26 protein-coding genes are annotated in these 24063 nt (G+C 72.3%); 8 read left to right on the forward strand and 18 right to left on the reverse strand.

The window, feature by feature from the left end; translation table 11 throughout:
- The first annotated feature begins 212 nt into the window (after positions 1-212).
- Genes ABD999_RS32175 through ABD999_RS32185 form a run of 3 tightly spaced genes read left to right on the forward strand, consistent with a single transcriptional unit; the run spans position 213 to position 1893 of the window.
- Positions 213-449: a hypothetical protein gene (locus tag ABD999_RS32175; protein WP_271274697.1), complete on the forward strand. Its 237-nt coding sequence runs from the start codon at positions 213-215 to the stop codon at positions 447-449.
- The gene (locus tag ABD999_RS32180) at positions 446-916 is read left to right on the forward strand and encodes a Clp protease N-terminal domain-containing protein (protein ID WP_271274696.1); all 471 of its coding nucleotides are present in this window, start codon (positions 446-448) and stop codon (positions 914-916) included. Before ABD999_RS32175 ends, ABD999_RS32180 begins: the two co-directional genes overlap by 4 nt.
- On the forward strand, positions 913-1893 hold the full coding sequence (locus tag ABD999_RS32185) for a serine hydrolase domain-containing protein (RefSeq protein WP_271274695.1): 981 nt from the start codon (positions 913-915) through the stop codon (positions 1891-1893). Before ABD999_RS32180 ends, ABD999_RS32185 begins: the two co-directional genes overlap by 4 nt.
- 12 nt (positions 1894-1905) lie before the next feature.
- On the opposite strand, the gene ABD999_RS32190 is transcribed toward ABD999_RS32185, so the two are convergent.
- Positions 1906-3015, reverse strand: a complete 1110-nt coding sequence (locus ABD999_RS32190; protein ID WP_271274762.1) for a GuaB3 family IMP dehydrogenase-related protein — start codon at positions 3013-3015, stop codon at positions 1906-1908.
- Positions 3016-3030: 15 nt separating this feature from the next.
- Positions 3031-4512, reverse strand: coding sequence for an IMP dehydrogenase (gene guaB / locus ABD999_RS32195; RefSeq protein WP_148036831.1), 1482 nt, complete (start codon positions 4510-4512; stop codon positions 3031-3033).
- A 400-nt stretch (positions 4513-4912) separates the two neighbouring features.
- Between guaB and ABD999_RS32200 the strand changes: the two genes are divergently transcribed.
- A complete protein-coding gene (locus tag ABD999_RS32200; protein WP_148036830.1) occupies positions 4913-5926 on the forward strand; it encodes a helix-turn-helix transcriptional regulator in 1014 nt (337 codons plus the stop codon).
- A gap of 36 nt (positions 5927-5962) precedes the next feature.
- The gene (locus tag ABD999_RS32205) at positions 5963-6340 is read left to right on the forward strand and encodes a DUF5319 family protein (protein WP_271274694.1); all 378 of its coding nucleotides are present in this window, start codon (positions 5963-5965) and stop codon (positions 6338-6340) included.
- Here ABD999_RS32205 and ABD999_RS32210 read toward each other — a convergent pair.
- The 4 genes from ABD999_RS32210 to groES all read right to left on the reverse strand — a co-directional run bounded on the left by ABD999_RS32210 (position 6301) and on the right by groES (position 9440).
- Positions 6301-6456, reverse strand: a complete 156-nt coding sequence (locus ABD999_RS32210) for a hypothetical protein (RefSeq protein ID WP_187281617.1) — start codon at positions 6454-6456, stop codon at positions 6301-6303. The genes ABD999_RS32205 and ABD999_RS32210 overlap by 40 nt on opposite strands.
- Positions 6453-7088 carry a sigma-70 family RNA polymerase sigma factor gene (locus ABD999_RS32215; protein WP_148036828.1) on the reverse strand — a complete coding sequence of 212 codons (636 nt, stop codon included), beginning with the start codon at positions 7086-7088 and terminating at the stop codon, positions 6453-6455. Before ABD999_RS32215 ends, ABD999_RS32210 begins: the two co-directional genes overlap by 4 nt.
- Positions 7089-7436: 348 nt before the next feature.
- Positions 7437-9056 carry a chaperonin GroEL gene (gene groL, locus ABD999_RS32220; protein WP_271274693.1) on the reverse strand — a complete coding sequence of 540 codons (1620 nt, stop codon included), beginning with the start codon at positions 9054-9056 and terminating at the stop codon, positions 7437-7439.
- 72 nt (positions 9057-9128) lie between these two features.
- Positions 9129-9440, reverse strand: coding sequence for a co-chaperone GroES (gene groES, locus ABD999_RS32225; RefSeq protein WP_148036826.1), 312 nt, complete (start codon positions 9438-9440; stop codon positions 9129-9131).
- A 306-nt stretch (positions 9441-9746) separates the two neighbouring features.
- Here groES and ABD999_RS32230 point away from each other — a divergent pair, with 306 nt between their 5' ends.
- The 3 genes from ABD999_RS32230 to ABD999_RS32240 all read left to right on the forward strand — a co-directional run bounded on the left by ABD999_RS32230 (position 9747) and on the right by ABD999_RS32240 (position 13290).
- Positions 9747-10919, forward strand: coding sequence for a class I SAM-dependent methyltransferase (locus ABD999_RS32230; protein WP_271274692.1), 1173 nt, complete (start codon positions 9747-9749; stop codon positions 10917-10919).
- Between the two features lie 191 nt (positions 10920-11110).
- Positions 11111-12730, forward strand: a complete 1620-nt coding sequence (locus tag ABD999_RS32235; protein ID WP_271274691.1) for a hypothetical protein — start codon at positions 11111-11113, stop codon at positions 12728-12730.
- A gap of 95 nt (positions 12731-12825) precedes the next feature.
- Positions 12826-13290 (forward strand): tetratricopeptide repeat protein, encoded by a 465-nt coding sequence (locus ABD999_RS32240; RefSeq protein ID WP_148036823.1) that lies wholly within the window; start codon positions 12826-12828, stop codon positions 13288-13290.
- A 14-nt stretch (positions 13291-13304) separates the two neighbouring features.
- Here ABD999_RS32240 and tsaD read toward each other — a convergent pair whose 3' ends face one another.
- The 12 genes from tsaD to ABD999_RS32300 all read right to left on the reverse strand — a co-directional run bounded on the left by tsaD (position 13305) and on the right by ABD999_RS32300 (position 23911).
- On the reverse strand, positions 13305-14336 hold the full coding sequence (gene tsaD, locus ABD999_RS32245) for a tRNA (adenosine(37)-N6)-threonylcarbamoyltransferase complex transferase subunit TsaD (protein WP_148036822.1): 1032 nt from the start codon (positions 14334-14336) through the stop codon (positions 13305-13307).
- Positions 14329-14760 carry a ribosomal protein S18-alanine N-acetyltransferase gene (gene rimI, locus ABD999_RS32250; protein ID WP_271274761.1) on the reverse strand — a complete coding sequence of 144 codons (432 nt, stop codon included), beginning with the start codon at positions 14758-14760 and terminating at the stop codon, positions 14329-14331. The genes tsaD and rimI overlap by 8 nt, the downstream gene beginning before the upstream one ends.
- A gap of 11 nt (positions 14761-14771) precedes the next feature.
- On the reverse strand, positions 14772-15416 hold the full coding sequence (tsaB, locus tag ABD999_RS32255; RefSeq protein WP_271274690.1) for a tRNA (adenosine(37)-N6)-threonylcarbamoyltransferase complex dimerization subunit type 1 TsaB: 645 nt from the start codon (positions 15414-15416) through the stop codon (positions 14772-14774).
- Positions 15417-15467: 51 nt separating this feature from the next.
- On the reverse strand, positions 15468-16397 hold the full coding sequence (locus ABD999_RS32260; protein ID WP_271274689.1) for an aminoglycoside phosphotransferase family protein: 930 nt from the start codon (positions 16395-16397) through the stop codon (positions 15468-15470).
- 31 nt (positions 16398-16428) lie between these two features.
- On the reverse strand, positions 16429-16962 hold the full coding sequence (locus tag ABD999_RS32265; RefSeq protein ID WP_187281616.1) for a class F sortase: 534 nt from the start codon (positions 16960-16962) through the stop codon (positions 16429-16431).
- 2 nt (positions 16963-16964) lie between these two features.
- The gene (locus tag ABD999_RS32270; protein WP_187281615.1) at positions 16965-17612 is read right to left on the reverse strand and encodes a hypothetical protein; all 648 of its coding nucleotides are present in this window, start codon (positions 17610-17612) and stop codon (positions 16965-16967) included.
- 206 nt (positions 17613-17818) lie between these two features.
- Positions 17819-18277 (reverse strand): tRNA (adenosine(37)-N6)-threonylcarbamoyltransferase complex ATPase subunit type 1 TsaE, encoded by a 459-nt coding sequence (gene tsaE, locus ABD999_RS32275; protein ID WP_148036817.1) that lies wholly within the window; start codon positions 18275-18277, stop codon positions 17819-17821.
- Positions 18274-19362 carry an alpha/beta fold hydrolase gene (locus tag ABD999_RS32280; RefSeq protein ID WP_271274688.1) on the reverse strand — a complete coding sequence of 363 codons (1089 nt, stop codon included), beginning with the start codon at positions 19360-19362 and terminating at the stop codon, positions 18274-18276. Before ABD999_RS32280 ends, tsaE begins: the two co-directional genes overlap by 4 nt.
- On the reverse strand, positions 19359-20489 hold the full coding sequence (gene alr / locus ABD999_RS32285; protein ID WP_271274760.1) for an alanine racemase: 1131 nt from the start codon (positions 20487-20489) through the stop codon (positions 19359-19361). The genes ABD999_RS32280 and alr overlap by 4 nt, the downstream gene beginning before the upstream one ends.
- A 120-nt stretch (positions 20490-20609) precedes the next feature.
- On the reverse strand, positions 20610-22097 hold the full coding sequence (locus tag ABD999_RS32290) for an NAD(P)H-hydrate dehydratase (protein WP_345483048.1): 1488 nt from the start codon (positions 22095-22097) through the stop codon (positions 20610-20612).
- Between the two features lie 10 nt (positions 22098-22107).
- Entirely contained in the window at positions 22108-22458 is a 351-nt protein-coding gene (locus ABD999_RS32295) for a holo-ACP synthase (protein WP_148036814.1), read from the reverse strand.
- A 40-nt stretch (positions 22459-22498) separates the two neighbouring features.
- Positions 22499-23911: an alkaline phosphatase PhoX gene (locus tag ABD999_RS32300; protein ID WP_271274686.1), complete on the reverse strand. Its 1413-nt coding sequence runs from the start codon at positions 23909-23911 to the stop codon at positions 22499-22501.
- Positions 23912-24063: the final 152 nt, after the last annotated feature.

Genomic DNA, 24063 nt, shown 5'->3' on the forward strand with positions numbered 1-24063 from the left:
CAGGGTAGGGGCGTCTCAGGCATGCCCAGCATGTGGCTCACGATGCCGCCCCTCGGACGTCTGATAACCAGCCCTTCCCTCGCAGGACGGGCCACTTTCAGGCGTACTTGGCCCGCCCCCGAGACGGCCAGGCTCGCCGAGCCGTTCGAGTCGACCCAGCAGTAAGCAACTCATGTTGACTATACTCGGATCAGTCAACTAATGTTGCTTACATGTCCGCGAGTGAGATCCCCCCTCCCCAGGAGCCCGGCGACGCGCTGGCGGCCGTGGTGGCGTTGCGGCGTCTGGCCGACCAGCTAGAGGACGCCGCCGTCGAGGAGGCGATGCGTGCGGGCTGGAGCTGGCCGCAGGTCGCCGAGGCACTCGGTGTGACGCGTCAGGCGGTCCACCGCAAGCACGCCAAGCGACTCATCGCCGCGGGCGTCAAGCTGAGGAGACGTTCACCGTGAGACCGTTCGACGCGTACCTGCACGCGATCCTCACCGAGGGAGAGGCCGAGGCCCGGCGGGACAGATCGCCGACGATCGAGGCGCAGCACCTCCTGCTGGCGGTCGCGGCCCAGGAGGACACCGCGCCGCAGCGCGTCCTCGCCGAGGCCGGGCTCGGTCACCAGGCCGTCCGCGCCGCGCTCGACCGCGAGTTCGAGCACAGCCTGAGCGCCGTCGGCGTGTCCGCCGCCTTCGGCCTCCCCCGGTCGAGTGTCCTACCCGGACGCCGGCCTGGCATGGGCGCCACGGGCAGGCTCGCCCTGGAGCGGAGCTTCGCGTCCGCGGCACGCAAGAAGGACCTGCGACCGGCACACGTGCTGGTCGGGATCCTGCACGCCGAGGTGGGCACGGTCCCGCGCGCCCTCGCCCTGGCCGGCGTCGACCGCGCCGCCCTACTGTCCCGAGCCCTGGAGCTGATCAACGAATGAACGCGGGAATCCAGCGCGTCCTCGACTGGGCGGTCGCCGGTGGCGGGGTGCCCGGGATCGTCGCCGACGTACGCGACGCCGACCGGTCCTGGTTCGGCACGGCGGGCGTGGCCGACCTGACGACCCGCCGGGCGCGCCGGCCGGGCGAGCACTTCAGGATCGGCAGCCTCACCAAGGCGTTCACCGCGGTGGTGGTCCTGCGGCTGGTGGCCGAGGGCGGGCTGACGCTGGACGACACGGTGGCGACGTGGCTGCCCGGCCTGGCCGAGGAGCAGCTCGGCGCCGACGGCACGACGATCAGCGTCAGGCGGTTGCTCAACCACACCAGTGGCCTGCCGGACGTCATCCCGGGCCTGGAGACGCCGCCCCTGGAGGAGCCGGGCGGCTTCCGCTACTCGAAGGTCAACTACAACCTCGCCGGGATGATCGTCGAACGGGTGACGGGCTCGACGCTCGCCGAGGAGATCGCGCGGCACGTCACCCGGCCGCTCGGCTTGACCGGCACGTACCTCCCCGGGGACGACCAGACACTCCGCGAGCCGCACGCGCGGCACTACGCGAAGCAGCCCGACGCGGAGATCCACGACGTGACCGCGACGGACCTGAGCTGGGCCTGGGCCGCCGGCGGCATGGTCTCGACGACCGCGGACCTGCACGCGTTCCTGCACGCGCTGCTGCGCGGCCGGCTGCTCCCGCCCGGCCTGCGGCGGGAGATGTTCACCACGGTCTCCACCGAGGGGACGGGGTGGGTCCCGCACGCCCGTTACGGCCTGGGCGTCTACTCCCAGCGGCTCTCCTGCGGCGTCACGGTCTGGGGAGGGGGCGGAGCCGTGCCCGGCTCGTGGAGCTACGCCATGGCCGACCGCGACGGCTCGCGCGCGGTGGTCGCCAACGCGAACGGCGACTGGGGCGACCTGATGGCCACCTTCGGCGACCTCCTGGACGCCCGGTTCCGCATGGCCGGAACCGGGCCCTGACCACCGGCGGGGTCAGCTCTGGACGGGCGAGACCACGACCTCCACCCGCTGGAACTCCTTGATGTCGGAGTAACCCGTGGACGCCATCGTCCGCTTCAGCGCGCCCATGAGGTTCATCGACCCGTCGGCCACGCTCGAAGGACCGTGCAGGATCTGCGCCAGCGAGCCCACGGTGCCGAACTCGACCCGGCGCCCGCGCGGCAGGTCGGGGTGGTGGGCCTCGGAGCCCCAGTGGAAGCCGCGCCCCGGCGCCTCGACGGCCCTGGCCAGCGGCGAGCCCACCATGACGGCGTCGGCCCCGCAGGCGATGGCCTTGGCGATGTCGCCGGAGGTGCCCATGCCGCCGTCGGCGATGACGTGCACGTAGCGGCCGCCGGACTCGTCCATGTAGTCGCGCCGGGCCGCCGCCACGTCGGAGACCGCGGTCGCCATCGGCACCGCGACGCCCAGCACGTTGCGGGTGGTGTGGGAGGCGCCACCGCCGAAGCCGACCAGCACGCCGGCCGCACCGGTGCGCATGAGGTGGAGGGCGGCGGTGTGGGTGGCGCAGCCGCCGACGATGACCGGCACGTCGAGCTCGTAGATGAACTGCTTGAGGTTGAGCGGCTCGGCCCGGCCGGAGACGTGCTCGGCGGAGACCGTGGTGCCGCGGATGACGAAGATGTCGACGCCGGCATCGATGACCGCCTTGTGGTACTGCACGACCCGCTGCGGCGACAGCCGGACGGCGGTGGTGACGCCCGCGGCCCTGATCTCCTCGATGCGCCGCCCGATCAGGTCCTCCTGGATCGGGGCCGTGTAGATCTCCTGAAGGCGCTTGGTGGCCGCCTCGGCGCTGAGGGAGGCGCACTCCTCCAGCAGCGGGGTCGGGTCCTCATAGCGGGTCCAGAGACCTTCGAGGTCGAGCGGGGCCAGCCCGCCGTGCCGGCCGATCTCGATCGCGGTGGCCGGCGAGACCACGCTGTCCATCGGGGCGACGACGACCGGCAGCTCGAACCGGTACGCGTCGATCTGCCAGGCGATCGAGACCTCTTCCGGGTCGCGGGTGCGCCGCGACGGCACGAGGCCGATCTCGTCGAGCGAGTAGGCCCGGCGGCCCGACTTGCCCCGGCCGATCTCCACCTGCTGAGTCATGGATTACCTTCTGTGATAGTTAGGAGCTTCCACGGTCATCTGGATGTCGTGGGGATGGCTCTCCTTGAGACCCGCCGCGGTGATGGGCATCAGCTCGCAGTCGGTGTGCATCTGCTCGATGGTGCGGCAGCCCGCGTACCACATGCCCTGGCGCAGCCCGCCGACGAGCTGGTGGGCGACGGCGGCGGCCGGCCCGCGGTAGGGCACCTGACCCTCGATGCCCTCCGGGATGTACTTGTCCTCGCCGTCGACCCCGGCCTGCGCGTAGCGGTCCTTGCTGAAGGAGGTGCCGCCCCGCTCGCGGTTGCGCACCGCGCCGAGCGAGCCCATGCCGCGGTAGGACTTGAACTGCTTGCCGTTGATGAAGATCAGCTCGCCCGGCGACTCCTCGCAGCCGGCCAGCAGCGAGCCGAGCATGACCGAGTGGGCGCCGGCGGCGATGGCCTTGGCGATGTCGCCGGAGTATTGCAGCCCGCCGTCGCCGATGACCGGCACGCCCGCCGGCGCGCAGGCCAGTGACGCCTGGTGGATGGCGGTGATCTGGGGCGCGCCCACGCCGGCGACCACCCGGGTGGTGCAGATGGAGCCGGGGCCCACGCCCACCTTGACGGCGTCGGCGCCCGCGTCGACCAGCATCTGGGCGCCGGCCCTGGTGGCGATGTTGCCGCCGATGACGTCGACCTTGGCGTTGGCCTTGATCTTGCCGATCATGTCGGCCAGGCCTTTGGAGTGGCCGTGGGCGACGTCGACCACGATGACGTCGACGCCAGCCTCGATCAGCGCCCTGGCCCGGGTCTCGGCGTCGCCGCCGACGCCCACGGCGGCGCCGACGACGAGCCGGCCGTCGGCGTCCTTGGTGGCCAGGGGGTACTGCTCGCTCTTGGTGAAGTCCTTGACCGTGATCAGGCCGCGCAGCCTGCCGTCGGGGTCGACCAGGGGCAGCTTCTCGATCTTGTTACGCCGCAGGAGGGCGAACGCGTCGTCGCGCGAGACCCCGACCGGGGCGGTGACCAGCGGCATCTTCGTCATGACGTCGCGTACGGGACGCGTGTGGTCGGTCTCGAAGCGCATGTCGCGGTTGGTCACGATGCCGACGAGGATGCCCGACGGGTCGGTGACCGGCACGCCGGAGATGCGGTAGGTGGCGCACAGCCGCTCGACCTCGGCCAGCGTGTCGTCGGGGCTGCACGTCACGGGGTTGGTGACCATGCCGGCCTCGGACCGTTTGACCAGGTCGGCCTGCTGGGCCTGCTCCTCGATCGACAGGTTGCGGTGGAGGATGCCGATGCCGCCCTGGCGGGCCATGGCGACGGCCATGCGGGCCTCGGTCACGGTGTCCATCGCGGCGGAGACCAGCGGGATGTTGAGCGTGATGCCGCGCGAGAGCCGGGTGACCGTCTCGGCCTCGCCCGGCTGGAGATCCGAGTAGGCCGGCACGAGCAGCACGTCGTCGAACGTCAGACCCGTCTCCGTGAACTTGGACATGCCGCGGCCCCTCCCTGCCTCGCCTGATGACGCCAAGTCTAGAGGGTGTGCGCAAAACGTATGGATGCCGGGAGGACGAGGACCCCCACGGTTCGTCGTGCTCCCGGCATCGAAAGAGCCGGAGGGCGGAACGATCGTGGGCCGTCCGCCCCCCGGCCACCGGCATCCGGGCCGGGAGCGCGCCGTGGCCACCGAACCCCCCTCCGCGTCCTGATGGCCTGCGTCGCTCCGGCCGCCTGGGCTGCCGACGCTCTGTTAAGCCTGGGTCACTCTTCGGCATGCCGCAACGTGAAAACGTGCAATTGCACGAAGTTGCACCCCTCCGGCCCAACCTGCGGACAACCGCCGGATGCCGGGTTATCCTCAGGCACGCCGTATCCCCCCAACGGAGCACGCCACGATGCGCAACGAGCAGCGGACCCTGGCCGATCCGCTCGAAACGCTGGGCCTCGACCCCACCCAGACGGCCCTCTACACGGCTGTCCTGCGCCTCCACCGGGCCACCCGGAGCGAGCTCGCCGAGGTCATGAACGGCCCGGTCGACACCCTGGCCGGCCAGCTCGACGACCTGGTCAGGCTGGGGGTGGTCGACGAGCAGTCGGGCGAGTACCTCGCCAGGCACCCCGCGGCCGCCCTGGGCCGGCTGGTGGCGGACCGCCTCGACCTGCTCGCCGAGGAGAGCCGCAGGATCGACAGCGCGCTGGGCTCGATCCGCACCCTGATCCGCGACTACGACATGGGCCGCGACTACCGGAGCGGCCCGTTCCCCGTCGAGCTGGTCAGCGGCGCCGACGTGCTGTACGAGAGCGTCATGGGCATGGCGGTGCAGGCGCCGCCGCTCACCCTGCTCGTCGCGATCCCCGACGGGCGCACGATGACGGACTTCGCCCGCAAGTTCGCCGACCCGTGGATCGACGCCCAGGAGCGGGGCCTGATGGTGATCCGCGCCGTCGTGCCGGTCGACGCGCTGACGTTGCCGGGGGTCCGCGACGCGATGACGCGTGTGATCGCCACCGGGGGCAGCATGCGGACCCTCGACAGGGTGCCGAGCTGGTTCATGACGGCCGGGGCGGAGGCCGCCGGCCTGCCCGCCCGGTGGGGCGGCAACCTGCCCGAGGTCGCGTACAACTTCTACCTGCTGCGCACCCCGATCGTGGTGGGCATGCTGAGCTCGCTGTTCGAGGAGCTGTGGAGCAGGGCGGTCCCGCTGCCGTGGGGGCGCAGGGGCGACGCCATGGCGCAGGTGGTCCGCCTGGCCGCGCAGGGCCTGTCGGACGAGGCGATCGCCCGCCACCTCGGCGTGTCGGTCCGTACGGTGCGCACGAGGTTCGCCGAGGCCATGACCGAGCTGGGGGCGCAGTCGCGGTTCCAGGCGGGTGTGGAGGCGGCGCGGCGCGGATGGCTCGACCAATGACCACCATGGGCGCCGCCCCGGTCTTATGGTGGGAAGGTGCCGGAAGACGTCCCCCGCGACCCGTTCGCGGATGATCCCGACGACCCGTCCTCGGCGATGGGCGGGCTCGACGACGCCGAGCCGCTGACCGCCGCCGAGCGCGACGAGGCGATCACCGACCTGGCCGACGTGGAGGTCTTCCGTTCCCTGCTCGAGCCGCAGGGCGTGCTGGGGCTCGTGCTCGACTGCCCGGAGTGCGGCGAGCAGCACTTCTTCGACTGGGACCTGCTGCGCGGCAACCTGCGCCAGATGATCGAGCAGGGCCGGCCGCAGGTGCACGAGCCGGCGTTCCATCCCGACCCGGCCGACTACGTCACCTGGGAGTACGCCAGAGGCTACGTCGACGGCGTCATCGACACCGAGGAGCGCCGCTGATCGAGGACGTCCGCGACCAGCACGGCGAGCACCCGCGCGGCGGGGTCGTGGTGGTCGGGAAGCCCTCCGGCGGCGAGCGCGTCGAGCAGCGCGTCGCTCTCGTCCTCTGGCGTCAAGCGGACTCCAGCTCGGCCATCTGCCTCAGCCTGGCGAGCGCCCGGTGCTGGGCGACGCGTACGGCGCCTGGTGACATGCCGAGTACATTACCGGTCTCCTCGGCGGACAGCCCGGACACCACACGCAACAGCAGCAGCTCGCGCTGGTTGCGCGGGAGCCGGGCGAGCAGCCTGCGGGCGTGCTCCACCTCGATGTAGCGGACGACGGTCTCCTCCGGCCCCGGCCCGTCGTCGGGCCCGTCGGGCAGGTCCTGCGTCGGCACGGCCGAGCGCACGGAGCTGCGCAGCGCGTCGGCCACCTTGTGCGAGGCGATGCCGAACACGAAGGACGCGAACGGCCGTCCCATGTCGCGGTATCGCGGCAGCGCGGACAGGACCGCGATGCACACTTCCTGGGCCACGTCATCTGCTATGTGATATTGCCCTGACACCCTGCCCAGCCTGGCGCGGCAATAGCGCACCACCATCGGACGCAACTCGCCGAGCAAGGATTCGATCGCGGTGCGATCGCCCTGCACGGCGAGGGTTGTCAGTTCTCTTAGGTCGGAGTCATCCGTCCGTGCCGGAAGTCTCGACGCGAGCCTTACCCCAATTTTGGCGTCGGCGACGCTTCCCTCGCTCACGATAGGCATGATGCCCGCGTTGATCCGGCATGTCGTCATGGCGAACGGCTACGGATTGGTCACATTGACGCGACGATAACTCTCGGTAATCGGATGACAACACTAAGCCTTTGGCTGTGGCGCAATATTTCACCGAATAACCCGATACGCACGACATTTGTCAGACGTGGACGCTTACCGCCTGCTTGAGGTTTACCGAATTAATCCGACATTCTCCATCAAGATTCGCCGCCCGCAACATGACATACCACTGGCGTTTCGAAAGCAGGTACGACTGCGAAACCGGTCCGGGCGGTGACCGAAAACCACGACGGCCCGCACCGGAGCCGGTGCGGGCCGTGAGGAGCCGAACGTGGGTCAGTGACCGTGGCCGTGACCGTGGCCCTGGCCGGCGGCCGGAGCCTCCTCCTCGGGCTTGTCGACGACGAGCGCCTCGGTGGTCAGCAGCATCCCCGCGATCGACGCGGCGTTCTGCACGGCCGAGCGGGTGACCTTGACCGGGTCGATGACGCCCTGGGCGAGCAGGTCGCCGTACTCGCCGGTGGCGGCGTTGAGGCCGTTGCCGGCGGACAGCTCCGCCACCTTGTGCGTGACGACGTAGCCCTCCAGACCGGCGTTCTCGGCGATCCAGCGGGTCGGCTCGACCAGTGCGCGGCGCACGATGGCCACACCGGTCGCCTCGTCGCCCGTCAGGCCGAGGTCGTCGAGCTCCTTGGCGACGTGGATCAGCGCCGAGCCGCCGCCGGAGACGATGCCCTCCTCGATGGCCGCGCGGGTCGCGGAGATCGCGTCCTCGAGACGGTGCTTCTTCTCCTTGAGCTCCACCTCGGTGGCGGCGCCGACGCGCAGCACGCACACGCCGCCGGCCAGCTTCGCCAGGCGCTCCTGGAGCTTCTCGCGGTCCCAGTCGCTGTCGGACTGCTCGATCGCGAGCTTGATCTCCTTGACGCGGTCCTCGATGGCCGCGGCGTCACCGGCGCCGTCGACGATCGTGGTGCTGTCCTTGTCGATCACGATGCGGCGGGCGGTGCCGAGCACCTCCAGGCCGACGTTCTCCAGCTTGAGGCCGATCTCCTCGCTGACGACCTGGCCGCCGGTGAGGATGGCCATGTCCTGCAGCATCGCCTTGCGGCGGTCGCCGAAGCCCGGGGCCTTGACGGCGACGGAGGTGAACGTGCCGCGGATCTTGTTGGTGACCAGGACGGCCAGGGCCTCGCCCTCGACGTCCTCGGCGACCACGAGCAGCGGCTTCTTGGTCTGGGCGATCTGCTCCAGCAGCGGGAGGAAGTCCGCGATGGAGGAGATCTTGCCCTGGGTGAGCAGGATGTAGGCGTCCTCCAGGACGGCCTCCATGCGCTCGGTGTCGGTGACCATGTAGGCCGACAGGTAGCCCTTGTCGAACTGGAGACCCTCGGTGAACTCCAGGTCCATGCCCATGGCGTTGGACTCTTCGACGGTCAGCACGCCGTCCTTGCCGACCTTGTCGAACGCCTCGGCGATCAGCTCGCCGATCTTGGCGTCCTGGGCGGAGATCGTCGCGACGTTGGCGATCTCCTTCTTGTCCTCGACCGGCCGGGCGGAGGCGAGCAGCTTGTCGCTGACCTCCTTGGCGGCCTTGTCGATGCCGCGCTTGAGCGACAGCGGCGAGGCGCCGGCCGCGACGTTGCGCAGGCCCTCACGGACCATGGCCTGGGCCAGGACGGTCGCGGTGGTGGTGCCGTCACCCGCGATGTCGTTGGTCTTGGTGGCCACTTCCTTGGCGAGCTGGGCGCCGAGGTTCTCGTAGCGCTCCTCAAGCTCGATCTCGCGGGCGATGGTCACGCCGTCGTTCGTGATCGTCGGAGCACCGAACTTCTTGTCGATGACGACGTTGCGGCCGCGGGGGCCGAGGGTTACCTTCACGGCATCCGCGAGGGCGTTGACGCCGCGCTCGAGCGCGCGGCGGGCGTCCTCGTTGAATTCCAGGATCTTCGCCATTTTTGCTGAAAGTCCTCTCCTAGCGTCGAAGGCCCCGGGGCTCTAGAGCGCCCGGGGCCCGACACAACCGGCTTACTTCTCGATGATCGCGAGAACGTCGCGGGCGGAGAGCACGAGGTACTCCTCGCCGCCGTACTTGACCTCGGTGCCGCCGTACTTGCTGTAGAGGACGATGTCGCCCTCACTGACGTCGAGCGGAATCCGCTTCTCGCCGTCCTCGTCCCAGTTGCCGGGGCCCACCGCGAGGACCTTGCCCTCCTGCGGCTTCTCCTTGGCGGTGTCGGGAATGACCAGGCCGGAAGCGGTGGTCTGCTCTGCCTCAAGCGGCTGAACCACGATGCGGTCGCCGAGCGGCTTAACGGGAACCTTGGTGGCGGTCGTCACGATCGGACCTCCCCTTCAGATGTGACTGATTAGAAGAGGCGACCAGCTGGGCCTGCCGTCGCGGGTGCCAGACCTGCCTCGTCGCACGTTGGCACTCTCAAGGGGAGAGTGCCAACAGGAAACATATGCAAGAGGGGCTTGACAGTCAACACGAACTCGTCTGCTCACAGCGATCGTGGGCAAGCTTTCACGAGGTCGACCCGGACTCCGGAGCCTCCTGGAGCTCCAGCCTACGTCCGCGCGGGCCCCCCACGGGCCGACACGCTGGCCCGGAAGCACTCCGTACGGGCGCTACCGTCGTATGCCGTGGATCTCGACGCCTTCACCGCGCTGCTGACCCCGCGCGGCCGCGAAGCCCTGGCCGAGGCGCAGGAGCTCGTCGGCGCCGACCCCGTCGCCGCCGCCACGCGGCTGCGCAGGACCCACGACGCCGCGCTCACCTCGGCCGCGCTCACCCAGGCCCGGCTGCGCGAGCGGGCCAAGGCCAAGTTCGGCGCCGACGCCGGGCGCATGTTCTTCACCCCGCACGGCCTGGAGCAGGCGACCAGGGCCGAGGTGGCCGCCCACCGGGCGCGGCGGCTGGGCGCGGCTCCCGGGCCGCGCGTGGCCGACGCCTGCTGCGGCGTCGGGGGCGACCTGCTGGCGCTGGCGCGGGCCGGCTGCGCGGTCGACGCCGTGGACACCGACCCGCTCTCGGTCGCCGTGGCGAGGGCCAACGCCGAGGCGCTCGGGGTGGCCGACCGGGTGACCGTACGGGTGGGCGACGCCGCCGAGGTGCGGCCGGAGGCCTACGACGTGCTGTTCGCCGACCCCGCCCGGCGCACCTCCAGGGGCAGGACGTTCGACCCGCTCGCCTACTCGCCGTCCTGGCCCGTGGTGCTCGGCCTGCTGGGCAGGGCGCGGGTCGGCTGCGTGAAGGTCGCTCCGGGCATCCCGTACGAGTTCATCCCGGACGACGCGGAGGCCGAGTGGGTCTCGTACAAGGGCGAGGTGAAGGAGGCCACGCTGTGGACCGGCCGCCCGCCGGAGGGGGCGCGGCGCGCGACGCTGCTGCCGGGCGGGCACACGCTCACCGCCACCGGCGCCCGCGCGGCCACCGGCCCGGTCGGGCGGTACGTGTACGAGCCGGACGGGGCGGCCGTCAGGGCGCATCTCGTCGGCGAGGTGGCCGAGCTGGTGCGCGGGTGGCTGCCCGACCCGATGATCGCCTACATCTCGGGGGACGAGCCGGTCGACACCCCGTGGGCCACCCGCTACGAAATACAGCACGTGCTGCCGTTCTCGCTGAAGCGGCTCAGGGCCGCGCTGAGGGAGCGCGGAGTGGGCAACGCCGTCATCAAGAAACGCGGCTCGGCGGTCGATATAGAACGCCTGCGGGCCGACCTCAGGCTTTCCGGCGACAGGACCGCCGTGGTCATTCTGACGCGCGTATCCGATAAGCCCACTGTCCTGATCTGCGACCCCAGCCCACCTGCGTGAATGACAAATCAGGGCGATTCACCGATAAGCGCGACGTTTTTCTTCGCCCCTGACGGACCTTGATCGAAAGGCTAAGGTGGGCGGGCGGGAGTCCTCCCCCCTCTTGCGGTGAGCCGCGTTCTCCTTCTTATCTGCAAATCGGACCATCCCACCGCTACGCGGCAGACCGTCGACAGCGAAGGAGCCTTTCGGTGGACCATTCCAACCACACCACTCTGCTGCAGGCGGCGGGTGGCCAGACCGCCATCTCGGAGCGGATGCGGGAGCTGCTGGCACGTGCCGCCCAGGATCACGTGTACGAGCAGCGCACGCAGGGAGCCGTGCTCGACGAGATCCGCCAGCGGCTGGAGGGCATGGAATGGCTCCTGCGCGAGGTGCGCGAGCGCGAGCTGGGCGGCCTGAGCGGCACCCTGGAGACCGTCAGCGGCAGGCTGGACGACATCGCCGCCAAGCCGCCCCTGTGGGCCGAGGGCCTGGCCCAGCACGTCGAGGCGGTGCGCGACCACGTCGACGCGGTGGGCGAGCAGGTCGGCGGCGTCGACTCGGCCGTGGAGTCGGTCGGCAAGCGCGTCCACCCGGTCATGGAGCTGCCGAAGCTGCGCGCCGACGTCACCGCCGTGTGCGAGGGGATGGAGGAGACGCTGGGCCGGCTGCAGACGGTGGTCGACTTCACCGACGACATGGCCAAGCGGATGGGTGACGTCACGGCCAGGCTGGCGCAGGTGAGCGCGGGCATGGAGGTGGCCGCCGGCCGGTTCACCCGGCTCGACAAGTCGCTGGCCGAGCTCAACTCCCGCACCGACCGCGTCGAGGGCGTGGTGCTCGACCTGTCCGACACCTTCGACGAGCGGGTGGCGAGCGCCGCCCGCGAGGTGCGGGCCCGGGTCGACGAGGTCGGCGAGCACCTGTCCGGGCGCTTCGACGGCGTCGACGGCCGGGTCGACCGGGTCGAGAGCCGGCTCATGGCGCTCGACACCCGGTTCGAGACGGCCGAGGAGAGCCTGGCCGACGTCGACGCCCGCCTGCGCGGCGTGGACGCCCGCGTGACCTCCCACACCGGCCGCTTCGACGCCCTGGACGCCCGCCTGGCCTCCCACGCGGGCCGCTTCGACGCCATCGACGAGCACCTCGACACGCACACCGGCCGCTTCGACGTGATCGACGAGCGGCTCACCGCCCACGCCGACCGCCTCGACGCCGCGGACACGCGGCTGACCGGCCGCTTCGACGCCGTCGACCGGCACCTCGTCACGCACGCGGACAGGTTCGACGCCATCGACGAGCGGCTGACCGCCCAGGTCGGGCGGTTCGACACGGTCGAGGACCGGCTGACCGCGCAGGACGAACGCCTGGAGGCCGTCGACGGCCGCCTCGGCAAGGCCGCGGGCCGCCACGAGGACCGCTTCGCCGGCATCGACGACCGCCTGACCTCGCTCGACGGGCGCCTGGGCGAGGCCGAGGAGCGCCTGGCCCACCGGGTCGAGGGCCTCGACGCCCACCTGACCGGCCTCAACACCCGCGCCGAGCAGGCCGGCGAGACCCTGGAGGCGGTCGGCCGCCGCATCGACGGCCTGCCTGCCGCCCTCGGCATCGGCGAGCTGCTCGACACCCACGGCGAACGGCTGACCGAGGCGGCCGCCTCGCTCGCCGAGATCGTCCGCTCCCGCCCCGACCGCGACACGCTCGCCGAGACCGTCTCGGACATCGTCCAGCCCGCCACCACCGACCTCAACAAGCGCCTGGGCGCCCTGGAGGAGACCATGCTGGCGCTCGCCGAAGCACTGCTGCGGCCGAGCCGCGCCAAGGACTGACGCGGCTCCCCCGTACGCGAGCCGGCGGAAGGGCGCTGAGCGACGCACGGCGAGTAGGCTCACCATGATCGCCAGCGACAGTGGAGGAGCCGCTCATGACCACCGACCCCACGATGGCCCGGATCGCCCAGGGAGTGGAGTTACATCACCACCAAGGGCAGCGTGATGCCGCTCGTGACCTGTTCGCGCAGATCTGGGACGACATCGGCGGCGAGCAGGGCGACCCGCTGCATGTCTGCGTCCTCGCCCACTCGATGGCCGACGTGCAGGACGACGTGCACGAGGAACTGACGTGGGACCTGCGGGCGCTCGCCGCCGTCGGCCAGGTCACCGACGAGCGGGTGGCCGAGGCCGGGGTGCCGCTATCGGTGGCCGGCCTGTATCCGTCATTGCACCTGAACTTGGGTGAGTGCTACCGCAAGCTGGGCGATCTCGGCCGCGCCCGCGAGCACCTCCAGCAGGCGCGGGCCGAGATCGGCGCACTCGGCGACGACGGCTACGGCCGGCTCATCAAGGGCGGGCTGGAGCGGCTGGCCGAACAGCTGGACGAGACCGTCTGAGCGCGCCCGCGCGGTCAGACGTTGACGGTCGTGATCGGCAGGGACGAGTCGGCGGGGATGTCCAGCGCAGAAGGCGCGATCCCGGCAGCCACCAGGTCGGAGCCGAGCGCGGCCACCATGGCGCCGTTGTCGGTGCACAGCCCCGGGCGGGGCACGCGCAGCCGCACGCCCGCCGCGTCGCACCGCTCCTGGGCCAGGGCGCGTAGCCGTGAGTTGGCCGCAACCCCGCCGCCGATGAGCAGGTCGTGCACGTCGTACTTCCGGCACGCCTGCAACGCCTTGCGGGTCAGCACGTCGACGACCGCCTCCTGGAACGAGGCCGCCACGTCGGGCACGTGGATGCGCTCGCCCGCGGCCTCACGGGCCTCCACCCAGCGTGCGACGGCGGTCTTGAGCCCGGAGAAGGAGAAGTCGAGCGTGCCGTCGTCGATCTTGCCGCGGGGGAAGGCGACCGCCGTGCCGGAGCCGTCGCGGGCCGCCTTGTCGATGTACGGGCCGCCGGGGAACGGCAGCCCGAGCACCCGCGCCACCTTGTCGAACGCCTCCCCCGCCGCGTCGTCCACGGTGGACCCGAGCGAGATCACGTCCGCGGCCACGTCGGGCACCAGCAGCAGCGAGGAGTGGCCCCCGGACACCAGCAGGGCGATGCACGGCTTGGGCAGCGGCCCGTGTTCGAGCTGGTCGACGGCGACGTGCGCGGCCAGGTGGTTGACGCCGTAGAGCGGGACGCCCAGGCCGAGGGCGTACGACTTGGCAGCGGCCACGCCGACCAGCAGCGCCCCGGCCAGCCCCGGCCCGGCGGTGACGGCCACCGCGTCGACGTCGGAGAGCTTCACCCCGGCCGCGGCCAGCGCCGCGTCCACGGTGGGCGTCATGGCCTCCAGGTGGGCGCGCGAGGCGACCTCGGGCACCACGCCGCCGTAGCGGGCGTGCTCGTCCATGCTGGAGGCGATGGTGTTGGCCAGCAGCGTGTGGCCCCTGACGAGGCCGATGCCTGTCTCGTCACAGGACGTCTCGATGCCCAGGACCAGGGGTGCGTCAGCCATCCTGCTTCCTTCTCATCATGATCGCGTCGGTGCCGTCGTCGTAGTAACGGCGGCGGGTGCCGATGCTCTCGAACCCGAATCGCTCGTAGAGGCCGCGCGCCACCGGGTTGTCCTCCCGCACCTCCAGGAAGATCTCGCGAGCCCCGCGGCGGCGCGCCTCGGCCAGCAGCTCGGTGAGCATGGCGGCGCCGACGCCGGTGCCGCGGTGGGCCGGCAGCACCGCGATCGTCTGCACGTCGGCCTGGTCGGCGGCGACCGCGACCCCGGCGTAGCCGATGATCACGTCGTCGACCACGGCCACCACGTAGTGTCTGGTGCGCGGCTGGTCGGCCAGCTCGCCCCGCATCATGCCTTCGCTCCACGCGTCGAGCGGGAACGTGGCGCGCTCGATCGCCATGACCTCCGGCAGGTCGCCCTCGGTCATCTGGCGCAGTCTCACGCCGTCACCCGCTTGGGCGCGCCCGGCACGGCCGCGTCGGGGCGGCGCAGGTAGATCGGGCGGGCCTCGTCGAGCGGCACGCTCGCCGCGATGCGCTCGGCCGCCAGCGCGGCCAGGAACCCGGCGTGCGGGTAGGCGGGCTCGCGGGCCGGGCCGAGCGCGCCGGGGTAGAGACCGGCTCCGGCGCCGACCACCGGCAGACCCTCGACGGGCACCTCGGCGGGCTTGTCGACGGACGGGCCGTCGAGCCTGGTGCGCCGGTCGGCGTAGCGGGCCCAGAAGACCTCCTTGCGCCGCGCGTCGGTCGCCACCAGGAACGGCTCGTCGAGGCCGCTGCCGTACGCCAGCGCGTCGAGGGTGCAGATGCCGTGGGCGGGCACGCCGAGCGTGGCCGCCAGCGCCTGCGCGGTCATCAGCCCGACGCGCAGGCCGGTGTAGGGGCCGGGGCCGCGGCCCGCGACGACGGCCGTCACCTCGCGCAGCGGCACGCCCGCCTCGGCGAGCACCCGCTCGACGGCCGGCGCCAGCAGCTCGCCGTGGCGGCGCGCGTCGATCGTCGTGGATTCGGCGAGCACCCGCTCGCCGTCGTGGACAGCGGCGGTGACGGCGGGCGTCGCGGTGTCAAAGGCCAGGACCAGCACGACTGTTTAGCCTACCCGCGGCTCACACCCCACCGCGCCCGTACGCGATCCTCAGGCCCAGCCCGTGCGGTGGCGCAGCCACTCCAGCGCCTCGGCGCCCTGCGCGTGCTGGAAGGCGCGCAGGGTGGGCAGCCCCGGCGGGGCCGGCTGACGGCTCTGCCGCAGGAAGAAGCCGGTCAGCCCGGCCAGCGCGGCGGTGATGGCCGGGTCCGGGTCGGGCAGCAGCTCCTGCGGCGGCGGCCCGCCCTGCATGGCCACCGACGGCAGCATGGCCATGAGGTCGAACCAGGCGGCTCCCGTGCACGCCCACGGCCAGTCGACGACGTACACCCGGTCACCGGCCACCAGCAGGTTGTCGGCGCGCAGGTCGGAGTGGAGCAGCGTGTCGCCCGCGGCCCCCTCGGCCCAGCCGGACTCCAGCTCGGCCAGCGCGGCGAGATGGCGCAGCGCCCACGGGTCGAGCCCGGCGGTGTCCTCGCCCAGCAGCCTGCGCCAGCCGCGGAACGCGTCACCGAACCGCTCCGCGATGGGCGGCGCGTCGATGGGCGACGGCGTCAGCTCGGCGCCCATCCGGCGCACGGCGGCGAGCACCAGGTCCAGCTCGTCGCGGCGCCACGGCGTCACCGGATGGCGCCCCTCGATGTCCTCGAACACCAGCGTCACCCAGCCGTCGAGCTCGAAGGAGGTGAGCAGCCGGGGAGCGGGCACGGCGGCGGGCAGCGCGGCGGAGATCGCGGCCTCCGCCCGGTAGATGAGGACGGAGTCGGGGTTCTGCTCCGGGCTCACGGTCTTGACGAAGGCCCGGCGGCCCCCGTCGGTGCGCAGCCGCACCGCCGCGGCCGGGGAGAAGCCGCCGTCCTGGGTGACCGCCTCGGCCACCCGGCCGCCGAGGAACTCCTCCACGGCGGCGCGCACGCCGGCGTGGACGTCCTGCCAGGGTACGCGCACGCCGGTCGCCGGCGGGTTCGTCCGAGTGCTCATGCATCCATGATCGGGTGCGGGGCAACCGGTTTTAGGCGCGCGACGCGTACACGATGATGTTGTCGACGTACTCGCCCTGGGCCGCGTCGAACCTTCCGCCGCAGGTCACGAGCTTGAGCCCGTCCTCGACGTACACCTTCCTGAGCGGGAACTCGTCCTTGTGCACCTGCTCGACGGCGTCGACCTTGTACGTGACGGTCTTGCCGTCGCTCCGCTCGACCCGTACCTTCGAGCCCTTGCGCAGGTGGCGGAGCTTGTAGAAGACGGCGGGCGCGGTCTTGGTGTCGACGTGGCCGATGATCACCGAGGCGCCCTTCTCGCCGGGCACCACGCTGCCGGTGTACCAGCCCGCCATCTCGGGCTTCTCGTAGGGCGGCAGCTCGACCTCGCCGTTCTTCACGCCGAGCTTCATCAGCGGCGCCTCGACGTCGATCGACGGGATGCCGATGGTCTCGGGCACGACCGCGGCCGCGGCCTGCTCGGGCTGCTGCATGCTCTGGCCGAAGGCGACCAGCACCAGGCCCGTGACGGCGCCCGCGAGCACCACCCGTCCGGAACTCGCCATGACTAGGACCGGCGGCGCTTGACCGCCACGCCGACGCCGACGGCGAGCGCCAGCCCGATGGCCGCGCCGACGCCGCCGAGCGGGATCGACGTGCCCTCGTCGACTTCCTTGCCGAACGTGCCGCCGCCGCCCGCCCTGGGCGCCCTGGTGGGCACGTCGCTGGGCAGCGGTTCCGCGCGGGCCACGCGCAGGGTGGCGCGGCCCGAGTGGTTGGTGCCGTCGCACTTGACGTCCACGCGGTACGAGCCGCGCCGGACCGTTCCGGAGATCTGCGCCTGACCGCGCACCCAGTCGCCCCCGGCGTTGCCGGTCGGGCTGGGCGTGCCGCCCGAGGTGGTCGGGTTGAGCGTGACCCCGCTGACGAACGCCCTGGACGTGGCGGTGCCGGTGTGGGCGGGCCCGCCCTGCGGCGCCGGGCAGTTGGCCAGGATCCACACGGTGGAGCTCTCGCCCGCGGTGACGCGGTCGGGGTTGAGCTGGACCGAGATGGAGGAGACCGCCGGAGTGGCGGTCGCCGTGGCCGTCGTGGTGGCCGTCGTGGTTGCGGTGGTGGTGGCGGTCGGCTGGCCCGTGCCTGTCGGGCTGCCGGTCGGCGTGGAGCTCTCCGCCGGTGTCTGCGCCTCCGCCGCGCAGCCCATGAGGCCGATCATGAGGATGGCCCCCGCATAAGCGACTCGCCTGACCCTGAGCACCGCCGCACCCCACTCCGCCGCTCTTTTCCTAGCATCCACCGGTTTCGTGGATACCGCCCTCCTGATACCCAGATTTTCTGGGCCAACCCTTACCAATGATCATGTTTCTCGTCATGGCGAAGGTACGTCAAGGGTGTCAGCATGACCCGGAGTTGGTGCGGGTTTTACTCTTGTGCGGCGTCAGTCGGCGTGTCGGCCCAGCGCGGGCCGACGCCGCGCAGGGTCACGGTGCGGGCGTCGTCGCCCGACTCGCGGTCGATGTGGATCTCCAGGCGGTCTTCGGCGAGCCCTTCGACCAGGCCCTCGCCCCACTCGACGACCGTCACCGACTCCTCCAGCGAGGCGTCGAGGTCGAGGTCGTCCACCTCCAGGTCGCCGCCGAGCCGGTAGGCGTCGGCGTGGACCAGCGCGGGGCCGCCGCACAGCGACGGGTGGACCCGGGCGATGACGAACGTGGGCGAGGTGATCGGCCCGCGGACCTTGAGCCCTTCGGCGATGCCCTGCACGAGCGTGGTCTTGCCGGCGCCGAGCGGGCCCGACAGGACCAGCAGGTCGCCGGGGCGCAGCAGGGATGCAAGGCGCGTGCCGTACGCGCGCGTCTCCTCGGCGGTGCGCAGCCTCACACGCCCACCCTCTTGATCAGGTCGCGGAGCGCGTCGGTGACGGCGCCGGGACGTTCGAGCTGGATCAGGTGCGAGGTGTCGGGCACCTCGATGAACTGAGCCTTGGGCAGCGCCTCGGCCATGGCGCGGCTGTGGTCGGGGGGAGTCAGCCAGTCCTGGTCACCGACCATGATCGCGGTCGGCACCGGGTCGAGCACGTGCAGCGCGGACAGCTTGTCGTGGTTCATCAGCGCGGGATAGAAGTCGGCGACCACCTCGGTCGGGGTCGCCCTGATCATGGACTCGGCGAAGTCGACGAGCGTGGGGCTGACGTTCTTGGAGTCGCCGAAGGCCATGTAGCGGGTCAGCAGGAAGGCGATGTCGCTGCCCGCGTGGCGGGTGCGGTCGACGAGGGAGCCCCGGCGGCCGAGCATCGACACCGTGGTCGGGGCGACCTTGTGGACGGCCTTGGACACCAGCGCGGGCAGCCCGAGCGTCAGCTCGGCCAGCTTGCCCGCGGAGGTGGCGATGAGGGCGACGCCGCGCACCCGGTCGCCGAACAGCTCCGGGTGGCGGTCGGCGAGCGCCATGATCGTCATGCCGCCCATGGAGTGGCCGACGAGCACGCACGGCCCCGGCACGAACTGGTCGAGCACCTCGGCCAGGTCGTCGCCGAGCCGGTCGATCGAGGTGTCGCCGGAGACGGCGCGCTGGGAGCGGCCGTGCGAGCGCTGGTCCCACACCACGACGCGGTGGTGCTCGCGCAGGTCCCTGCGCTGGTAGTGCCACGATTCGAGACTGAGACAGTAGCCATGGCACAGCACGACGGTCAGCGGCGCGTCGTGTCCGTCGTCGCCGCCTTCCTCCGGGGGCCTTCGCTCCTTCGGCCCGTCGACCTCGACGTGCAGGGCCACGCCGTCGGAGGTGATGAGCGTGTGGGAGCTGCCGCCCAGCTCGCCGAAGGGCTCGCTGGCCTCCAGGTCGGGGCGGAGGCGGATGCGGCCGACCGCGTAGCGCTTGGCCATGGCCGCGGCCGCGATGCCCGCGGACGCCGCGCCGACGAGCGCGCCGGCGATCCCGAACCTGCGGCGTGTTGTCGTCGTCATGTCCTCTGTCCCTCGTAGACCCTCGGCACGCGCGCCCCGATCCTCGTCACGATCTCATGCGTGATCGTGCCGAGGGTATCCGCCCACTCCTGAGCGGTCGGCTCGCCCCGGTCTCCCGGTCCGAACAGGACGACCTCGTCGCCTGCCCGCAACGGGTCGTCACCCACATCGATCATGAACTGGTCCATGCACACGCGGCCGGCCACCCGCCTTCGCCTGCCGCCGGCCAGCACCTCCGCGCGGTCGGTCGCGTGGCGCAGGATCCCGTCGGCGTAGCCGAGCGGGACCAGGCCGAGCGTGGTCTCGCGGCCGGTCACGTAGAGGTGCCCGTAGGACACCCCCGAGCCCTCCGCCACCCGTTTGACCATGGCGAGGCGCGCGACGAGCGTCATGGCCTGGCGCAGCCCGAAGTCGCCCAGCTCGGGGACGGGGCTCAGACCGTAGACGGCGATGCCGGCGCGCACCATGTCGAAGTGCGTCCTGGGCAGGGTCATCACGGCGGCCGAGTTGGCGAGGTGCCTGATCACGTGGGAGCCGGCCACGCCCGCCTGCTCGGCCAGTTTGAGCGCGGTCTCGAAGGCGTCGGTCTGGGATTCGACGGCTGGATGGCCGGGGATGTCGGCGCAGGCGAAGTGTGACCAGATGCCGACGACCTCGACGGCGCCCTCCGCCTGCAGCTCCAGCGCCTTGCGCAGCAGGCCGGGCCAGGCGGCGAGCGGCGCGCCGCCCCTGCTCATGCCGGTGTCGGCCTCCAGGTGGACGCGGGCGGTGACGCCGGTGGCGCGGGCGGCGGCGGCGATCTCGCCGAGCAGCCGCTCGTCGGAGGCCGACACCTCGACGTCGGCCCCGATCGCCTCGCCTATCGGCTCGCCGGGCGTGATGAGCCAGGCCAGGATCGGCGCGGTGACGCCGGCGGCGCGCAGGTCGAGCGCCTCCTGGACGAACGCGGTGCCGAGCCGGCCCGCGCCGGCCTCCAGCATGGCCTCGGAGGCGGGCACCAGCCCGTGCCCGTAGGCGTCGGCCTTGACGGCGGTCATCAGCTCGGCGCCGGACGCCCGCTCGCGCAGCAGCGCCACGTTGTGCCTGATCGCGGTCAGGTCTACCCGCGCCTCCGCGGGCGTCGCCATCGGGGAGCTCATCCTTCTAGTTTGGCAGCTCCTGAACGTGGTCGAGCGCGATTTCCGCCGCTCAGAACCCCGATGACGGCACTCAGCCCTCGGAGGCGGCCGGGCCCACGATCTCGCCGCTCACGGCACCCGGCTCCGCGCGCTTTCTTCGTCCAGCGACCGGATGGCGGCGGGGAGCGCCTCGGCCACCGCGGCGGCTGTGAGCGGCGCTCCGTCGGCGGCGATCCTTCCGGCCAGGCCGTGCAGGTAGGCGGCGCACGAGCCGGCGTCCCGCGCGCCGAGCCCCTGGGCGAGCAGCGACCCCGCGATGCCGGACAGCACATCGCCGGTGCCGCCGGTGGCCAGCCACGGCGTGCCCGTGCCGTTGACCCGGGCCGGCTCGCCCTCCTCGGCGACGACCGTGGTGGACCCCTTGAGCAGCACGGTGACGCCCAGCTCGGCCGCCGCCGCCCGCGCGTGCGCGAGCGGCGCCGCCTCGATGTCACCGCGCGCCGCCCCGGTCAGCCGCGCCAGCTCGCCCGCGTGCGGGGTGATCAGGACCGGCGCGGTACGGCGGAGCAGCGAGACGTCGTGGGCCACGACGTTCAGGCCGTCGGCGTCCACCAGCACGGGCACGTCGGTGGCGAGCACCCGGAGGACCAGCTCGCGGGCCCATCGGCCGGTGCCGAGCCCGGGCCCGAGCACCCACGCCTGCACCCGTCCCACGTCGTCGATCGACGGCTCGTCCAGCTCGGTCACGACCGCCTCGGGCCAGCGGGCCCGCACCTGGCCGACCGGCCGGGAGGGCCCGGCGTAGCGGACCATGCCCGCCCCCGCGTGCAGCGCGCCGCCGACGGCGAGCACCGCGGCGCCGGTGTACTGGTCGCTGCCCGCGACGACGCCGACCACTCCCCTGCGGTACTTGTCGGAGGCGGCCGCCGGTCGCGGCAGCGTGGCCCGTACGGACGCGCGGGTGAGCGCGGCGACGTCAGGACCTGGCAGGTACGGGCCGAGCCCGATGTCGATCAGCTCCACCCGGCCCGCGTATACGGCGCCCGGGTCGACCAGCAGGCCGGTCTTGAGCGCCCCCATCGTCACCGTCACCGCCGCCCGGACCGCGCCCCCCTCGACCCTGCCGGTGGAGGCGTCGACGCCGCTGGGCACGTCCACGGCGACGACCGGCGCGGCGGCGTGACCGGCCGTCTCCGCCAGCCCGGCGTACGGCTCGCGCAACGCCCCCGACGCCCCGATCCCGACCAGCCCGTCGACGATCAGGTCTGCGCCCTCGACGGCACGGCGGACGTCGTCCCCGCCACCGGGCTTCCGGGACACCCCGCCCGCGGCCAGGAGCGCGGCCAGGCCCGCCTCGTGGACGCGGGAGCCGGCGAGCACCGCCGTCACCCCCGCGCCGCGCCTGGCGAGGACCGCCCCGGCGTGGAGGGCGTCGCCGCCGTTGTCGCCGCTGCCCACGAGCAGCACGACGCGGCTCCCGTACACGCGGGGAAGCATGGCGGCGCAGACGGCGGCCAGCCCGGTCGCGGCGCGCAGCATGAGCGTGCCCCGCGGCAGGGTGGCCATCAGCGCGCGCTCGGCGGTCCTGATCTGGTCGGCGGTGTAGGCGGTGAACACCCTGACCAAACTATCCTTCGGCGATCACGTAAGCCATCGCGACGCCGCCGTCGTGGCTCAGCGAGACGTGCCAGCGCTGGACCCCCAGCCGGCGGGCGACCTCGGCGGCCTCGCCGGTGACGCACAGCTCGGGCCTGCCGCTGCGGTCGCGGCGCACCTCGGCCTCCAGGTGGCTCAGCCCGCGCGGCGCGCCGAGCGCCTTGGCCACGGCCTCCTTGGCGGCGAACCTGGCGGCCAGCGACTGGATCGCGAGATCCCGTTCGACCTCGGTGAACAGCCTCTCGCGCAGCGCGGGTGTGCGCTCCAGAGCGTCGCGGAAGCGTGCGATGTCGACCACGTCGACCCCGATGCCGAGGATCATCGCCCCAGGTTACCCCCAGAAGATCCGCTCGACGGGGACGTCAGAAGGCGCCTCGTGCCCAGGGACCCCAGATGGCGATCGTGCGGCCCCGCTCCGCCTGGACGTTCACGTACAGGGTGTGCCCGCCTGGCCCGAACGTGGTGCCGGCGAACTCGGCGCCGGGATCGCCCGGGATGGGCTCCAGGCGGCAGAAGTCGAAGATCTCCCCGTTCCTGGTGAGCCCGCGCAGGTAGTTGTCGCCGTCGCCGTCCTCGCAGAGCACGAGCGTGCCGCGGTCGCTGACCGTCACGTTGTCGGGCAGGTCGAGGGCGGCGGCTCGGGGCGACTGGTAGACGAGCCTGAGCGTGCCGCTCCACGTCTCGTACGCCCAGACCTGGCCGCGCCCGTCGCCGAAGCCGTCAGGCGGGTCGTCGTCCGGGGCCGCGTCGCCGCCCTGGGTGGAGACGAAGTAGATGGTGCCCCGGTGGTGGACGGCGCCTTCGAGCCTGGCGAAGACCGCCGCGCCCGCGGCCCTGCCCTGCCCGCCGACGGCCTTCCCGGCCTGGGCCCTGGACGTCCCGGCGGGCAGTGCGGGGTCGGGCTCCTCGATGTCCACCCAGGTGGTGGCGAACGTGCCGCCGGTGCGGTGTCCCACGGACAGGTCGGCGCGCGGCTCGCCCTTGACCGCGAGCATCTGCAGTTTGCCGCCGTCGAGCAGCCTCCCGGCCCGCATCGGGTGCTCCGGCGCGACGTACCGGTAGAAACCCGAGGGATGGTGGTAGTTGTCCTCGGTGAGATAGAGCGTGCCGGTGGCGGGGTCGAAGGCGGCGGACTCGTGCGCGAACCGTCCCGCGGCCCTGATCGGCCGGCCGCTGGCGGCGCCCTTCAGGGGGACCTCGAAGACGTAGCCGTGCTTCCTGGTCAGCCGGTCGTTGCCGGCGCCGGCCACGTCGGGGCCGTCCACGGTCTCCTCGCAGCTGATCCAGGCGCCCCACGGCATGGGGCCGCCGGAGCAGTTCCGCAGTGTGCCGCTGAGTGACGGGCGGCTCCTGAGCACCTCGCCTTCGCGGGTGACCCGCAGGGTGAAGGTGCCGCCGCCGGCCATCCTGTCGTAGGCGAGGTCAGGGTCGCCGAACGCGCTGACGGGGCCGCCGACCTCGTGGTTGCGGACGAGGATCGCGGTGTCGTCCGGGCCGCGGAACGCGGCCATGCCGTCGTGGCTGCCCGGCACCACGCCGCCGCCGGGTAACCGCTCACCGGCCGCGCCGAACGAGCGGTAGCGGAAGCCCTCGGGCAGGTGCAGCCGGACCTCGCCGTCGGCCAGGTCGCGCACCGGCCTCAGCCGCCCGTACCCTCCGCGCGGCCCGTCGCCCGTGACGGGCACGGCGCCGCCGCGCGCGCCCGCGCACGCGACCCCCGCGAACGGCCCGGCCGCCAGCACGGCCGCCCTGGCCAGGAAGCTGCGACGGTCCACACGACCTCCGAGACGGCGACGACTACCCGCACGATAACCCCAGGTATCCCCACCATTCCGGCGAATCCTGCATCCTTCCCCGAACTGGTTATCGGTAATCCCCCGTTTTCATCCACAGCCTGTGGATACCCCGGCTGATGGGCAAGCTGGAC

The sequence above is a fragment of the Nonomuraea ferruginea genome, assembly GCF_039540635.1.
GTDB classification, from domain to species: domain Bacteria; phylum Actinomycetota; class Actinomycetes; order Streptosporangiales; family Streptosporangiaceae; genus Nonomuraea; species Nonomuraea ferruginea.

What these genes read in the sequence shown, in the direction of transcription:
- ABD999_RS32175 (WP_271274697.1), top strand. Translation starts at nt 213, where the DNA reads ATGTCCGCGAGTGAGATCCCCCCTCCCCAGGAGCCCGGCGACGCGCTG.
- ABD999_RS32185 (WP_271274695.1), top strand. Translation starts at nt 913, where the DNA reads ATGAACGCGGGAATCCAGCGCGTCCTCGACTGGGCGGTCGCCGGTGGC.
- guaB (WP_148036831.1), bottom strand. Translation starts at nt 4,512, where the DNA reads ATGTCCAAGTTCACGGAGACGGGTCTGACGTTCGACGACGTGCTGCTC.
- ABD999_RS32200 (WP_148036830.1), top strand. Translation starts at nt 4,913, where the DNA reads ATGCGCAACGAGCAGCGGACCCTGGCCGATCCGCTCGAAACGCTGGGC.
- ABD999_RS32215 (WP_148036828.1), bottom strand. Translation starts at nt 7,088, where the DNA reads ATGCCTATCGTGAGCGAGGGAAGCGTCGCCGACGCCAAAATTGGGGTA.
- groL (WP_271274693.1), bottom strand. Translation starts at nt 9,056, where the DNA reads ATGGCGAAGATCCTGGAATTCAACGAGGACGCCCGCCGCGCGCTCGAG.
- ABD999_RS32240 (WP_148036823.1), top strand. Translation starts at nt 12,826, where the DNA reads ATGACCACCGACCCCACGATGGCCCGGATCGCCCAGGGAGTGGAGTTA.
- tsaD (WP_148036822.1), bottom strand. Translation starts at nt 14,336, where the DNA reads ATGGCTGACGCACCCCTGGTCCTGGGCATCGAGACGTCCTGTGACGAG.
- rimI (WP_271274761.1), bottom strand. Translation starts at nt 14,760, where the DNA reads ATGACCGAGGGCGACCTGCCGGAGGTCATGGCGATCGAGCGCGCCACG.
- ABD999_RS32260 (WP_271274689.1), bottom strand. Translation starts at nt 16,397, where the DNA reads ATGAGCACTCGGACGAACCCGCCGGCGACCGGCGTGCGCGTACCCTGG.
- ABD999_RS32265 (WP_187281616.1), bottom strand. Translation starts at nt 16,962, where the DNA reads ATGGCGAGTTCCGGACGGGTGGTGCTCGCGGGCGCCGTCACGGGCCTG.
- ABD999_RS32270 (WP_187281615.1), bottom strand. Translation starts at nt 17,612, where the DNA reads ATGATCGGCCTCATGGGCTGCGCGGCGGAGGCGCAGACACCGGCGGAG.
- ABD999_RS32280 (WP_271274688.1), bottom strand. Translation starts at nt 19,362, where the DNA reads ATGACGACGACAACACGCCGCAGGTTCGGGATCGCCGGCGCGCTCGTC.
- alr (WP_271274760.1), bottom strand. Translation starts at nt 20,489, where the DNA reads ATGGCGACGCCCGCGGAGGCGCGGGTAGACCTGACCGCGATCAGGCAC.
- ABD999_RS32295 (WP_148036814.1), bottom strand. Translation starts at nt 22,458, where the DNA reads ATGATCCTCGGCATCGGGGTCGACGTGGTCGACATCGCACGCTTCCGC.